This window comes from Reyranella massiliensis 521 (genome assembly GCF_000312425.1).
In the GTDB taxonomy this organism is placed as follows: Bacteria; Pseudomonadota; Alphaproteobacteria; order Reyranellales; family Reyranellaceae; genus Reyranella; species Reyranella massiliensis.
The window spans coordinates 2,007,292-2,020,379 of record NZ_HE997181.1 but is presented as its reverse complement, the minus strand read 5'-3'; the positions used below and the strand labels follow the sequence as shown (position 1 = coordinate 2,020,379).

At 63.4% G+C, this 13,088-nt stretch carries 13 protein-coding genes; 2 read left to right on the top strand and 11 right to left on the bottom strand.

The genetic code is table 11. The annotated features are described in order from the left end of the window. Positions 1–113 precede the first annotated feature (113 nt). Positions 114–725: a hypothetical protein gene (locus tag BN60_RS28770; protein WP_020695890.1), complete on the top strand. Its 612-nt coding sequence runs from the start codon at positions 114–116 to the stop codon at positions 723–725. A gap of 3 nt (positions 726–728) precedes the next feature. Here the strand turns inward: BN60_RS28770 and BN60_RS09935 are convergent, their stop codons facing one another. Beyond that, positions 729–2,537, bottom strand: coding sequence for an IlvD/Edd family dehydratase (locus tag BN60_RS09935; protein WP_020695889.1), 1,809 nt, complete (start codon positions 2,535–2,537; stop codon positions 729–731). 111 nt (positions 2,538–2,648) lie between these two features. On the opposite strand from BN60_RS09935, the gene BN60_RS09930 reads away from it, so the two are divergent. Further along, entirely contained in the window at positions 2,649–3,578 is a 930-nt protein-coding gene (locus BN60_RS09930; protein ID WP_020695888.1) for a sugar kinase, read from the top strand. On the opposite strand, the gene BN60_RS09925 is transcribed toward BN60_RS09930, so the two are convergent. The 10 genes from BN60_RS09925 to BN60_RS09880 all read right to left on the bottom strand — a co-directional run bounded on the left by BN60_RS09925 (position 3,532) and on the right by BN60_RS09880 (position 13,087). Next, positions 3,532–4,530 carry a sterol desaturase family protein gene (locus BN60_RS09925; RefSeq protein ID WP_020695887.1) on the bottom strand — a complete coding sequence of 333 codons (999 nt, stop codon included), beginning with the start codon at positions 4,528–4,530 and terminating at the stop codon, positions 3,532–3,534. The two genes, BN60_RS09930 and BN60_RS09925, sit on opposite strands and share 47 nt — an antisense overlap. A gap of 12 nt (positions 4,531–4,542) precedes the next feature. Next, positions 4,543–5,550 carry a YncE family protein gene (locus BN60_RS09920; protein WP_020695886.1) on the bottom strand — a complete coding sequence of 336 codons (1,008 nt, stop codon included), beginning with the start codon at positions 5,548–5,550 and terminating at the stop codon, positions 4,543–4,545. Positions 5,551–5,605: 55 nt separating this feature from the next. Then, on the bottom strand, positions 5,606–6,232 hold the full coding sequence (eda, locus tag BN60_RS09915; protein ID WP_020695885.1) for a bifunctional 4-hydroxy-2-oxoglutarate aldolase/2-dehydro-3-deoxy-phosphogluconate aldolase: 627 nt from the start codon (positions 6,230–6,232) through the stop codon (positions 5,606–5,608). 2 nt (positions 6,233–6,234) lie between these two features. Beyond that, the gene (locus BN60_RS09910) at positions 6,235–6,969 is read right to left on the bottom strand and encodes an SDR family oxidoreductase (RefSeq protein ID WP_020695884.1); all 735 of its coding nucleotides are present in this window, start codon (positions 6,967–6,969) and stop codon (positions 6,235–6,237) included. 28 nt (positions 6,970–6,997) lie between these two features. Beyond that, a complete protein-coding gene (locus BN60_RS09905; protein WP_020695883.1) occupies positions 6,998–8,005 on the bottom strand; it encodes a TAXI family TRAP transporter solute-binding subunit in 1,008 nt (335 codons plus the stop codon). 63 nt (positions 8,006–8,068) lie between these two features. Next, positions 8,069–8,815, bottom strand: a complete 747-nt coding sequence (locus tag BN60_RS09900; RefSeq protein WP_020695882.1) for an SIR2 family NAD-dependent protein deacylase — start codon at positions 8,813–8,815, stop codon at positions 8,069–8,071. Positions 8,816–8,832: 17 nt separating this feature from the next. Continuing rightward, a complete protein-coding gene (locus BN60_RS09895; protein ID WP_020695881.1) occupies positions 8,833–9,894 on the bottom strand; it encodes a hypothetical protein in 1,062 nt (353 codons plus the stop codon). A gap of 7 nt (positions 9,895–9,901) precedes the next feature. After that, on the bottom strand, positions 9,902–10,696 hold the full coding sequence (locus tag BN60_RS09890) for an ABC transporter ATP-binding protein (RefSeq protein ID WP_020695880.1): 795 nt from the start codon (positions 10,694–10,696) through the stop codon (positions 9,902–9,904). A 44-nt stretch (positions 10,697–10,740) separates the two neighbouring features. Then, a complete protein-coding gene (locus BN60_RS09885; protein ID WP_083856045.1) occupies positions 10,741–11,991 on the bottom strand; it encodes an ABC transporter substrate-binding protein in 1,251 nt (416 codons plus the stop codon). A 28-nt stretch (positions 11,992–12,019) separates the two neighbouring features. After that, entirely contained in the window at positions 12,020–13,087 is a 1,068-nt protein-coding gene (locus BN60_RS09880) for a branched-chain amino acid ABC transporter permease (protein ID WP_020695878.1), read from the bottom strand. Position 13,088: the final 1 nt, after the last annotated feature.

Genomic DNA, 13,088 nt, shown 5'->3' with positions numbered 1-13,088 from the left:
GTTCACGTTCCGTGAGTGCAGTGCGGCAAAGGCTGCGCCTCAATTGAGCCAAAGTGTCATGGTGTTTAGCACCGTCACAACAACCAGTTTTCGGGTCCCTGCGAGATCCAATCGTGCCGTTCATTAGCAAGCCGGTCTCCCAGGTGTTTCACCATTTGCCGCGGCGGCGACTGCTGACGATAGGCGTTGCGTCGGCCGGCGCGCTGTTGGCCACCGCGCCTACAATCGCCCAGACCATCGAGGCTCGTCAGTGGCAGGGCGCCACGGCAGTGACTCGTCAGCCCGAGCATGTCGTCGCCAGTACAGTTGCCGAATGGCGCAGCCTGTGGAGCCGTGTCGGCAGTCCGCCGCCAGACATGTTCGAGGCTGGCCGCATGAATGCCGTCGGTATCTTCCTCGGCCGCCGCGCCAGCGAAGGCTATGCTGTCAATGTGCTCTCGACAGCACGGCGGCGCGACCGCATCGTGGTCGTGTTCGAAGAGCGTATGCCGATGGAGCAGATGATGGCTCAGCGTACGGCTCCGCGCCCTGTTTCCAGTGCACCGCCGACCGCCGCCACCTCCTCCTTGCCTTCCGGAGCCTCAGGCTTTGCCGCGCCCGGTGCGGCCGCAAGCCTCGGCCCGCCGCCGGTACGCCCTGTGAGCCATCCGACGTCGCCTTGGGCGATCATCTTGATCAATCGGGCCGACCTGCCGGTCTCCGTCGAGCAGCGTCTCTTCCGCTGACGGTCAGTGGGAGTGCCGCGGCACTCCCTTGGTCTCGGATATCCGCTGATAGTTGACCGCGAAGTCGAGGCAGGCCCCGCTTGCAAGCTGGCCCACGAACTTGCGCTGCAGTTCCTGCCAGGGCGTCTGGCTCTCCTTGACGTTCGGCTTCCAGGCAACCTTGCGCTTGGCGAGTTCGGCATCGCTGATCAGGATGTCGGCGCGGCGCTTGCCGATATCGATGCGAACCTTGTCTCCCGTCTCGAGCAGCGCCAGGCCGCCGCCGACGGCCGCCTCGGGCGAGGCGTTGAGAATCGACGGGCTGGCCGAGGTGCCGCTTTGCCGGCCGTCGCCGACGCACGGCAGCAGCAGTATACCCCCCTTCACCAGCCGGTCCGGTGGCAGCATGTTCACCACCTCGGCTGCGCCCGGGTAACCGACGGGGCCGGTATTGCGGATGAACAGGATACTGTTCTCGTCAATCGGCAGTTTCGGATCGTTGATCCGGTGGTGATAATCTTCCGGCCCCTCGAACACGATGGCCGTGCCCTCGAAGGCATCCTTGTCGCCTTTTCGTTCGAGGTACTTCTCGCGAAATTCGGCCGAGATCACCGAGGTCTTCATAATCGCCGAGTCGAACAGGTTTCCGCTCAGCACGGCAAAGCCCGCCTGCCCCAACATCGGCTTGTCGTAGGTCTTGATGACTTCCCCATCTGCCGGAAGAGCACCCTTCAGATTCTCCTTCATCGTCTTGCCGGTGACGGTGAGCGCATCGCCATGGACCTTCTTCTTGGCCAGAAGCTCGGCCATTACCGTCGGCACGCCGCCGGCCCGATAGAAGGCCTCGCCAAGGTATTTGCCAGCCGGCATGCAGTTCACCAGGAGCGGAATGTCGTAGCCGATCTTGTCCCAGTCATCGTTCACCAGGTCGACGCCGGCATGACGGGCAATCGCATTGATATGCGGCGGACAATTGGTCGAGGCCCCCAGCGCGCTGGCTGCCACGATGGCATTCTCGAAGGCCTTGCGCGTCAGGATCTTCGAGGGGCGAAGGTCCTCCCAGACCATGTCGACGATGCGCTTGCCGGTTTCGTATGCGATCTGGCCGCGCTGCTTGTAGGGACCCGGAATGGCTGCGCAGCCGGTGAGCGACATGCCGAGCGCCTCGGCCATGCTGTTCATGGAAAGCGCGGTGCCCATCGTATTGCAATGGCCGACACTGGGCGCGCTCGACGCCACCATCTCGATGAACTGTTCCATGTCGATGCGGCCAGCCGCGAGTTCCTGCCGGGCGTACCAAACCATGGTGCCCGAGCCTGAGAGGCCACCGGCGAAATGGCCGTCGAGCATCGGCCCGCCGGACAGCACGATGGCCGGAATGTCGACCGTCGCCGCGCCCATGATCATCGCAGGCGTGGTCTTGTCGCAGCCCGTGGTCAGGACCACGCCATCGAAGAAGTAACCGTAGAGGCTTTCGACCAGGCTGAGATAGGCCAGATTGCGATCGAGCGCTGCGGTCGGCCGCTTGCCCGATTCCTGAATGGGGTGGACGGGAAACTCGATCGGGATGCCGCCGGCGTCCCGAATGCCGTCGCGGATACGCCAGGCAAGGTCGAGGTGGTGCCGGTTGCAAGGCGAGAGGTCGCTGCCGGTCTGGGCGATGCCAATGATCGGCTTGCCGCTGCGCAGCTCCGCCAGGGTAAGGCCAAAGTTCATGTACCGTTCGAGGTAGAGCGCGGTCATGGTCGGATCGCTCTTGGAGTCGAACCACTCGCGGCTACGCAGGCGGCGCTTACCGCCCTTCTCGTCGGACTTGTCCTTCTTGTCGGCCATCCGCTTCCTCCAGATTTGTTAACGCAAGCCTGGGAGAAGGCGTTCCCGAAGTCCAGCGTCTCGCTGGGGCGCCCTCTTGAGGTTCGAGGAGGCCCATGACAAATCTCGGTCATGGCAAACTCTCCTGCGATCGTCAGCCTCGGCGAACCCCTGATCGAGTTCAATCGGCCCAAGGAAGGCGACGGCCGGACCTGGCTGCAGGGCTTTGGCGGCGATTCGCAGAACGTGGCGATTGCCGCGGCGCGACAGGGCGCCAGCGCAGGTTATCTCACCAGCGTCGGGCAGGATTGGATGGGCGATGCTTTCCTGGATCTCTGGAAAACCGAAGGCGTCGATGCTTCCAGAGTCATGCGTCATCCGACAGCGCCCACCGGCGTCAGCTTTGTGACGCACAGTGATGCCGGTCACAAGTTCGACTATCTGCGGAAGAACTCGGCCGCCTCACTGATGACGCCGGAAACGCTCGCCGCCGATTACATTGCCGGCGCCAGGTACTTCCATCTCTCGGCCATCGGCCAGGCCATCAGCGAGAGCGCCCGCCTCACCTGCGCTGCCGCGGTTGCGGCCGCGCGCAAGGCTGGCGTGAAGGTGTCCTATGATACAAACCTGCGGCTTCGGCTCTGGGAGCTCGACCAGGCGCGTCAGGTGATCGACGCCACAATCGCGCAGTGCGACATCGCCCTGCCGAGCCTCGACGACTCCCAACAGCTCACCGGGCTCACCGCCCCCGACTCCATTGCCGACTACTATCTCGGGCTCGGTGCGCCGCTGGTCGCCTTGAAGATGGGAGCGGAAGGATCGTTGATAGCGACCAAAGACAGGCGCACGCGCGTGCCGCCCTTCAAGGTCGAAGCGGTGGATGCCACGGGCGCCGGCGACACTTTCGATGGTGCCTTTCTCGCCCGTCTCCTGGCTGGCGACACGCCCGACGTGGCGGCGCGCTATGCCAACGTCGCGGCCGCCCTCTCGACCACTGGATACGGCGCGGTCACGCCTATTCCGCGGGCGGACGCAGTCCTGGCTGCATTGAAGACCGCCTGATTCCCGGCACCAGCGCCCGGACCAGACGACCAAGAACGGTTACCTGCTGGGCAAGCCAGCCACGCCCATTGTCGGCATCGACGACTGCATCGTCGACGCCCGTCGGCCGGTGCTTGCCGTCATAAATTGCCGTGCCGAACAGGATGTCCCAGATCGGGAAAACCGGCGCGAAATTGTGATCCTGAATGTGGCGCTCCTCCGGCGTGGAGAGAGCATGGTGCAGACGATGGAAACGCGGACCGACCAGCAGCCGTTCGCCCACCCGGCCAAAGCTCATGTCGACATTGGCATGCGACCAGCTCTCGATGAGGCGGCCAATCATCAGGATCATGACGTATTCGCCGGGCTGCACGCCAACGACCTGCGAGAACAGAACCAGCGCCAGGTTGATCAGCAGGTCGTCGACCACGTGGTTGCGGTCGTCGGTCCAAACGGTCATGCGCCGCTGGCTGTGGTGCAGGCTGTGCAGGGACCACCACCAGGCAAAACCATGCTGGGCGCGATGCAGCCAGTAGGCGGCGAAATCGTAGAGAAAGAAATAGACGAGGAACGATGCCAGCGCGTTGTCGCCCAACCAGGGCAGAATGCGTTCCAGCCGTGGCGGCGCGAATCCCCAGGTGCGCACCAGCAGCTCGATATGCTGGACCAGCGGATAGGTGACGATGAAGATGGCAAGCGGGACGATGCCGAGCTTGTTAAGCACCGTATAGACTTGATCGACGCGGATCAGCCGATCGTCCGGGCCAGACTTTTCCAGCGGCCAGCGACGCTCGAAGAAACGCATGCCGAGCGCGATGATCGCGATCTGCACGACACCCAGCATCAGGAATTCGACGGCGCTGTATCCCGGTTCGTACCAGGCCATCAGGCCGAAATGAAAAAGAACCGGGCTAACGATAGTCTCGAACAGCCAGGCCTGGATGTCGACCCAGAAATCGGTGAGTTCCCGCATTGGCGCGGGCCGCTATTTCCGGTCGCTCGCCGTCGAGGCAGCGCGCACCGGCTTGTCCGTCAACAGTGCCGTACCCTGCAGCATGAACACGCCATGGGGTGATTTGCCGACGTGAATGCTGGCAACGACCTTGAGCTGCTCGATATCGACGATCGCCACGCGGCGCAGGAAGCGCTGTGTGACCCAGAGTTCCTTACCGTCCGGCGTGATGTCCATGCAGTCCGGACCGCCCGGGATGCGGATGTTCCCGACGACGCGCATTTCGCCGGTCGTGTCGATCAGCGACACCGTGCCCTCGACGCGATTGCTGACAAAGTACTGCTTGCCGTCGCCCCTGGGCCAGAAATTGTGCGCACCTTTGCCGGTCTGGAGATGGCCCTGCACCGCACCGTCCTTCGGATCGACGACGGCGATGCCGTCCTCGCCTGTCAGGGCAACCAGAAGCCGCTTGTTGTCCGGCAGCATGACGACGCCGGCCGGCGTGTTTCCGACAGGCATGTTCCACTTCAGCGACTGGGTCTCGAGGTCGAACGCCGCGAGACGGCCACTTTGCTGCAAGGTCACGAAGACGGTCTTGGACTCGGCATCGAACGCCATATGGCTCGGCAGACCATCGATGAAGATGCGGCCAGCCAGGCGGAAGCCGTCGGCATGGAAGATGTCGACGTGGTCGAGCCTGTAGGCCGCGGTGACGAACCACTTGCCGTCAGGGCTGAAACCCAGGTGATAGGGATCGATGATGTCCTTGACGATGCGCTTGCGCTCGCCGGTCTTGATGTCGAGGCCCAGCAGCTCGTTGGTCGCAGTCGAGCCGATCAGCACCTCCTTGCCGTCCGGCGTGATGATCAGATGGTGTGGCTCGCGGCCGACCGGGAGGCGCGCAATTTCGGTGCGCGTACTGCGGCTCAGGATACTGTAGGAGGCTTCCTCGGAATTGAGGATCAGCACGGAATCTGCCCACGCTGCGCCGCCTGCCATCACAAGCGAAAGCGCCAACGCCGCGAACGACAGTTTATTCATTGGAGATGCCCGCACCACTAGATGCTTGACTTGAAGCACCTTTCGAGTTCGCGCGCTAGGGGCGTTTGAGATTCGAGGCCGCGGCAGCCAGTCGCTCGACCCTGCCCCAGTCGCCACCTGCAACAGCATCCTTAGGGGCAACCCAGGAGCCCCCTACGCAAGCGACGTTCGCAAGCGCGAGATAGGTTGGCGCCGTTTCCGCTCCGATCCCGCCGGTGGGGCAGAACCGCAGCCCGGCCAGCGGCGCCGACGCCGCCTTCAGCCAACCGACGCCGCCTGCAGTGTCCGCCGGAAAGAATTTCAGGAGGTTGAAGCCTAGATCAGCCAACCTCATTGCCTCAGAGACCGTCTGCACACCCGGCAGGAACGGCAGCCTCGCCGCCCTGACGGCCGCCGCGAGCTCCTGCGTGCAGCCAGGGCTGACACCGAAGCGAGCCCCCGCCTTTTGCACCTGTTCGACCTGCCTTGCATTGAGCACTGTGCCTGCGCCGACCACCGCGTCGGGCACTTCACGCCCGATGAGCTCCAGTGCCTGCAAGGCAGTTTCGGTACGAAGGGTGATTTCGAGGACAGGCAACCCGCCCTTCACCAGCGCCCGTGCCAATGGAACGGCCGTTTCCACTCGATCGATGGTCAGAACCGGGATAACCGGCGCCCGGGCGGCGATGGCCGCAATATCCACGGTCAGACGCTCCAGCCGCCGTCGATCACGTTGACGGTCCCCGTCGTGAAGGCAGCTTCGTCGCTGGCGAGATAGGTGGCCAAGGCAGCTATCTCCTCGGCCGAGCCAAAGCGCCCGGCCGGCTGGCGCTGCAGGAAGAACTGCTTCGCATCCGCACCGCCGCCCAAGGCCGAGATACGTTCGTCGAGTGACGGTGTCTGAACGGTGCCAGGACAGATCGCGTTGCAGCGAACACCCTTGGCGACATAGTCCACGGCTACCGACTTGGTGAGCCCGATGACGGCAGCCTTGGTCGTGCCGTAGATGCAGCGCAGCGCCGCCCCTTTCACCGAAGAGGCAGCGGAAGACATGTTGATGATCGAGCCGCCGCCCTCGTCCAGCATACCCGGCAGGAAGGCTTGGATCGTCCAGAACATGCTGCGGACGTTCAGATCGAAAGCGAACTGCCACTGATCGTCGGTCGCGTCGAGGACCGTGCCGTGATGGACGAACCCTGCGCAGTTGAACAGCACGTCGACCGCTCCGGTCTGGCCGGCCAGGTGGCCGATGGCGGCCTTGTCGAGGACATCGAGCCTGTATGTGGTCACGCCGTCCAAGCCTTCGAGCGTCTTGAGCTTTGCGGCGTCGACATCCGTCGCCCAGACCTTCGCGCCTTCTCGGGCAAAGGCGCGGGCCGTGGCGGCGCCGATTCCCTGTCCGGCGGCCGTCACGATGCAGGTCTTCCCTTTCAAGCGCATATGCGTTTATTCCCCCGGATCGGCGGCCTTACTTGATCAGGCCCTTTTCCTTGTAATATTTCTCGGCGCCCGGATGCAGGGGGATGCCGATGCCCTGGAGCGCCGTGTCGAGCTTGATCGATTTGCCCTTGGCATGGCCCGAGTCGAGCAGTTTTCGCGTGCTGGGCTCCCACAGTGCCGCCGTGACCGCGTAGATCAGTGCATCGGTCTGTTTCGTTGACGTTGTCCAGATGGCGTTCACGCTCACAGTCTTTACACCCGCTACATTCTTGTAAGCACCGTCAGGGATCTCCTCCGTCCCGAAGAAGCTGTATTTCTTCACCAACACCTCTGCCTCGGGACCGTCGATCGGTACCAGATTGATGGGCGTGGTCGCCGCGAGCTCGGAGATCGCGCCGTAGGGCCAACCGCTTACGCTGAAGAAGGCATCCAGCGCACCGTCCTTCAGCTTGTCCGCCGCCTGCTGGGTTTTCAGGTACTCGGCCTTGAGGTCCTTCTCTGTCAGCCCATAAGCGCCGAGGATCAACCGGGCATCGACCAGCGTGCCCGAACCCGGCTCGTCGAGTGACAGGCGTTTGCCCTTGAGATCCTTCACCGACTTGATGCCCGAGCTCTTGCTCGCGACGAGATGAAAGCTCTCGGGATAGAGGCTTGCAATGGCTCGCAGCGTGTCGGCCTTGGGACGTCCCTCGTAGATGCCCGTGCCGGTGAAGGCCCAGTAGCCGACGTCCGACTGGACGAATCCCGACTGCATCGTGCCGGCGACAATACCGCTGGCGTTCGCCACTGAACCGTTCGATGCAACCGCGGTCGCCACCAGCCCGGGAACGCCGCAGGAACCACCGTCGGCGCAGGAGCGCGAGCCCGGCGGGTTGGAGATCGCATTTGCGATCAGGCCACCGATGGGGAAGTAGGTGCCAGCCGTGGCGCCCGTGCCAATGCGGAAGAAAGTGATGTCCTGCGCGCGGACAGGTGCCGTGCCGAATGCGGCAGCCCCCAGGCTGCCCAACAGCGCGGCCCTGCGATTGATCAGCATTGTCAGGCCTCCATGACGGGTTCGATTAAACCGTGTCCCGAGAAGACCTGCAACGATGACCACTCAGTTCACGCCGATCGCTTTGCTGAGAGTCGGGCCGATCTCGTTGTGGATCACCAGATCGGCATCGTCGTCCTGGTCCGTCGGATCGCGATTGAGGATGACGAAACGGGCACCGTTGCGTTTGGCCATTCGCGGAAAACCAGCGGCGGGGTAAACGACCAGCGAGCTGCCGAGCACGATGAGCAAGTCGCAGGCGAGCGTCTCCTCCTGCGCGCGTATCATCGGAATCTCCGGCATCGCCTGGCCGAACGAGATGGTCGCCGTCTTCACGATGCCTTCGCACTTCTCACAAAGCGGTAATTCGCCCTTCTCCAAGAATGCCGTGCGGATTGGGGCGAGCTCATGGCGATGGCCGCAGTCGAGGCAGCTTGCATAGGTGGCATTGCCGTGCAGCTCGATCACCTTCGCATCGGGAACGCCGGAGCGCTGATGCAGCCCGTCGACATTCTGGGTGATGATGGCGCTCATACGCCCCAGCTCCACCAGCTTCGCCAGGGCGCGATGGCCGGCGTTCGGCTCGGCATTGAGCATGGTTTCGTCGGTAGCGAACTTCCGCCGCCAGGATTCGCGGCGCATTTCGTCCGACGCCATGAAATCATCGAAGTAGATGGGCTTGTACCGCGTCCAGATGCCGCCCGGAGAGCGAAAATCCGGAATGCCCGACTCGGTCGAGATGCCGGCTCCCGTAAAGGCCACGATCCGCTTGGCAGCCCCGACGATCTCCCGCAACTGCTCCACGTCGTTCATCAGGCCTCCTTGCGGCGTCAGGGCGCCGGCATTGCGGGGTTGTGGGCGGCACAGCCGATATAGGTCCGCCCTTCGCTATGTACCTCGACAGAATAGGCGAAGAGCGCGCCGGACATCGAATCGACGCAGCGCCGCTCGTCGAGTGTCACCGAAAAGTCCGGGCCTTCGGTGGCGGCGTAGGAAATCGAACCGCCCTGCCGCGAGAGACCGGCATGCGGCGCCCGTTGCGGCAGGGCGCCGCCGAGAACGTTCAGGAGCATGTCCCGGGAGGTGATTTCCAGCCGCCACGATGGCTCATTGCCCAATCCGATCCACTCACGCTGATCGAAACGCTCGCGACAGCCTGCCGTTTCGACGGCAGCCCGTCGGACCTCGAGGGCGCCGACGCCTGCCCCGGGTCCGCTCTCGCGCCCACCGTATAATTCTACGAACATGGGCCGCCCTTCCTGGCCCGCCGTCAGCTCGCGCAACGCCCGGCTCAGCTCCTGGCCGGGCGTGCGATCTTCGAGAGCCAGCGGTGCCCCGTCGCAGGGCGAGAATTGCAGCTTGCCGCCGATGTCCCGGACAAGACCGCGCAGCCGGATCGCGCCGGCGGGCAGCGGCGGACGCCGAGCCTCGGGAGCCGCCAGCGGCACGGACGGCTGGCGGGCCGGCGCTTGCTGGGCGGGTTGCGGGGTCAAGGCCATGACCGACTGCGACGCCGACGCGCCCGGGCCTCGTCCGAAGGGGGTCGGCGCGGCACGGGTGGTCTGGACCGGCAGGGCGTAGAAGAACAACGGCTTCTCGGCAACATCCAGCATGCAGACGAACTGGGTTTCGAGGGGGCTGCGGTCGCGATAGGTCAGCCGTCCGCGAAAGGTGAGCACGGCAGCAACAGCCTGCGTCCCCGCATTGGCGCCGATCCTCTCCAGAGTCGGCGGCGGCACCTCCTGGGCGGTGATACGTTCGATCGAGGGATCGAGCTTGCGGTATTGGCCTTCGCCAAACGCCACGCATTGCTGCGCGAGACGGGTCTGTGCCGTAGCCGGGAGAGCGGACACCAGGGCGAAGCAGGCGAGAAGCGGAACAGCGTGGCGCATCAGACGCCTAGGATAGCCAGCGCTTGCGCCTCTTGTAATGCTTGGTGTCGCGGTAAGACTTTCGCGTGCCGCCTTCGTTCAGGCCCAGGTAGAATTCCTTGATGTCGGAATTGTCGCGCAGCTTGTCGGCTGGTCCTTCGAGCACGATGCGGCCGTTTTCCATGACATAGCCATGGTCGGCCACGCCCAGCGCCATCGTGGCATTCTGTTCGACCAGCAGGACGGAAAGCCTCTCCTGTCTCACGAGCTTGTCGACGATTCCGAAGATCTCTTCGACCAGCATGGGTGCCAGGCCGAGCGACGGCTCGTCGAGCAGCACGACCTTGGGTTTGCTCATCAGCGCGCGGCCGATCGCCAGCATCTGCTGCTCGCCTCCGGAGAGGTACCCCGACTGCTGGTGTCGGCGCTCCTTCAGCCGTGGGAAGTAGGAATAGACAAGGTCGATCCCCTGCCTCACCACCGCGCCTTCCTTCTGGACGTGACCGCCGGCGATCAGGTTCTCCTCGGTCGTCAAATGCTCGAACACGCGTCGTCCCTCGAAGACCTGGACGAGGCCCAGCCGCGTGACATCGTGAGCCCGCATGCCGTCGATGCGATGCTCGCCAAGCTGGATTGTTCCTTTGGTGACCTCGCCACGCTCGCCGCGCAGGACGCCCGAGATCGCCTTCAAAGTTGTCGTCTTGCCGGCCCCGTTGGCCCCGAGCAACGTCGTAATGGCGCCCTCGCGCACGTCGATCGACACGCCCTTGAGGACGAGGATGACACGATCGTAGACGACTTCGATATTGTTGATAGCCAGCATGGCCTGTCGGGTGGCGATTGCTCGCCACCCGCCCATCGGTTCGCTCAGGACTTCTTCGCTTCGGCGTCGAGATGCTTCTGAATCACAGAGCGATAGCCCTGGAACCAGTCCTTGGTCTTCGTGAGCTTACCGCCCTTCACCGTCCATATCTGGACCCAGCCTCCGCCTTCATGGTCGGCCGGCGTGATCTCCATCGGCGGCACCAGCCCGCCCAACGTGAAGCCCTTGATCGCTTCCATGCCGTTCTTGACTTCTTCGGATGTGGGCGCCGCGCCGTTCTTGGCCTTGATGGCATTGCGCACGGCTTCGACATGCAAGGCCGCGATCAAGACGCCGCGATTGTAGTAAACGGTCGAGTCCATTTCCTTTGGCGAGGCCTTGCCCTGCGCCTTGTACATGGCCTCGATATCCTTCAGCACCGGGAAGTCCTTGCCGACGCCCGCAAACTGGATGGTGTTGTAGCCTTCGGCTGCCCCCATGCCGCCCGCAGCGGCGATGTCGGCTTCGGCACTGCCCCACACGAAGGCCACCACCTTGCTGAGCGGAAAGCCCTTGCCCTTCAACTCCTTGATCGAGACCGACGGCGCGCGGCCGAACAAGTGGGTGATCACGAAGTCGGGCTTGAACCGGCCGGTGATATCGAGGATCTGGGCGCCCATCTCAACGCCCGGCGCCGGGACCGCGAAGGTCCTCATCTCGAAACCTTCCGCCTTGGCCAGATCCTCGAGGATCGGCAGCGGCTCCTTGCCTGCAGGATTGTCATAGAACAGGTAAGCGATCTTCTTGCCCTTGAGACTACCACCCAGCCGCTCCTTGGCGAAGGCGACGGCGGCGCCAGCCTGTGACCAGTAGCTGGCGGCAATCGGGAATGTATAGGGGAAGCGCTTGCCGTCGGCCGCCGAGGCCGTCCCGAAGCCCGGCGAGGTGCCGAGGATCTTGTCTTCCTCCAGCTTCTTGTTCAGCGCCGCCGTTTGCGGTGTCCCGTACAGGCCTTCGAGGACGGCCCCTTCCTTCTTGAAGCGCTCATGAGCTTCCATTGCCGGCGGCACCTTGTACTCGTTGTCGATCTCGAGAACCTTGATCTTGAAGCCCTCGACCCCGCCCTTGCTGTTCACCAGGCCGATATAGTCGTGATAGCCCGGACACAGGTTGACGCCGACCGTCGCTGTCGGTCCGGTGCGGTCGCACTGGAGGCCGAACACGAGTTCCTTCTGCGCGAAGGCCTGCCCTCCGCCGAACACAAGGGTTGCGGTGGTCGCCGCGACCCCAAGCCAACTCCTTACGAACCTCGTCATGGGTTCCTCCCTTCGCTATTGCGCCCCTCTAGTACGAGAAGGGCCAGACCCGGAAATAGCTCCGGATATTGCGCCAAAGCCTGTTGAGCCCCTCCGGCTCGACGATCAGAAAGAAGATGATCAGTCCGCCGAACACACCCAGCCGGAGGCCTGAGACGACATTGGCCATTTCCGCCGTGGTGAAGAACAGCGAGCCCACGTCCTCCATGAAGAGGCGGATCACGATGGGCAGCAGGGTCACGAAGACGGCGCCGAAGATTGAGCCCAGTACCGATCCCAGCCCGCCGATGATGATCATGGCCAGGTAGTCAATCGAGACGATGAGCTGGAACTGCTCGTAGTTCGCGATGCCGAAATAGTAGGTGTAGAGCACGCCGCAGACACCGGCGTAAAAGGACGAGATCGCGAAGGCGAGCAGCTTATAGCGGTAGATGTTGATGCCAATGATCTCGGCCGCGATGTCCTGGTCGCGCACGGCGACAAATGCTCGGCCGATGCGGCTGCGGGCCAGATTCAGGGTCGCAACGATTGCCAGCACGGCGAAGAACAGCAGGAAGAAGTAAAGGCTGCCCTGGGTGTTGAAGCTGAACCCGAACAGGCTCGGCCGATCAACCTCGATGGATGCCTGCGCACCGCCCGAAATCGCCGGCACGCGATTGATCGTCCACTCGATGATGAGCTGGCCCGCCAGGGTGGCGATAGCGAGGTAAAGTCCCTTGATGCGCAGGCTGGGCATGCCGACGATCACGCCGATTGCTGCCGCCATGAGACCGCCGGCCGGCAATGTGATCCAGAACGGCAAGTTGAGTTTCACGGCGAGATTGGCCGCGGTATAGGCGCCGACCGACATGAAGGCGGCATGCCCGATCGATATCTGGCCGGTGTAGCCCACGAGAATGTTGAGCCCAAGCGCGCCGACAATGGCGATGAAGATCAGGTTCAGGATCGACAGATAGTATTCGTGGACGGTGAGCGGGACGAGCACGACGAAGATCAGCGCCAGCGCCGCCACCGTCCATTTGGCGATGGGCAATGGATAGAGCGCCGCATCGGCCGCGTAGGTCGTCTTGAAGATCCCGGATTCGCGATGGAACATG

What these genes read in the sequence shown, in the direction of transcription:
- BN60_RS09935 (WP_020695889.1), bottom strand. Translation starts at nt 2,537, where the DNA reads ATGGCCGACAAGAAGGACAAGTCCGACGAGAAGGGCGGTAAGCGCCGC.
- BN60_RS09930 (WP_020695888.1), top strand. Translation starts at nt 2,649, where the DNA reads ATGGCAAACTCTCCTGCGATCGTCAGCCTCGGCGAACCCCTGATCGAG.
- BN60_RS09925 (WP_020695887.1), bottom strand. Translation starts at nt 4,530, where the DNA reads ATGCGGGAACTCACCGATTTCTGGGTCGACATCCAGGCCTGGCTGTTC.
- BN60_RS09920 (WP_020695886.1), bottom strand. Translation starts at nt 5,550, where the DNA reads ATGAATAAACTGTCGTTCGCGGCGTTGGCGCTTTCGCTTGTGATGGCA.
- BN60_RS09910 (WP_020695884.1), bottom strand. Translation starts at nt 6,969, where the DNA reads ATGCGCTTGAAAGGGAAGACCTGCATCGTGACGGCCGCCGGACAGGGA.
- BN60_RS09905 (WP_020695883.1), bottom strand. Translation starts at nt 8,005, where the DNA reads ATGCTGATCAATCGCAGGGCCGCGCTGTTGGGCAGCCTGGGGGCTGCC.
- BN60_RS09900 (WP_020695882.1), bottom strand. Translation starts at nt 8,815, where the DNA reads ATGAACGACGTGGAGCAGTTGCGGGAGATCGTCGGGGCTGCCAAGCGG.
- BN60_RS09895 (WP_020695881.1), bottom strand. Translation starts at nt 9,894, where the DNA reads ATGCGCCACGCTGTTCCGCTTCTCGCCTGCTTCGCCCTGGTGTCCGCT.
- BN60_RS09890 (WP_020695880.1), bottom strand. Translation starts at nt 10,696, where the DNA reads ATGCTGGCTATCAACAATATCGAAGTCGTCTACGATCGTGTCATCCTC.
- BN60_RS09885 (WP_083856045.1), bottom strand. Translation starts at nt 11,991, where the DNA reads ATGACGAGGTTCGTAAGGAGTTGGCTTGGGGTCGCGGCGACCACCGCA.
- BN60_RS09880 (WP_020695878.1), bottom strand. Translation starts at nt 13,087, where the DNA reads ATGTTCCATCGCGAATCCGGGATCTTCAAGACGACCTACGCGGCCGAT.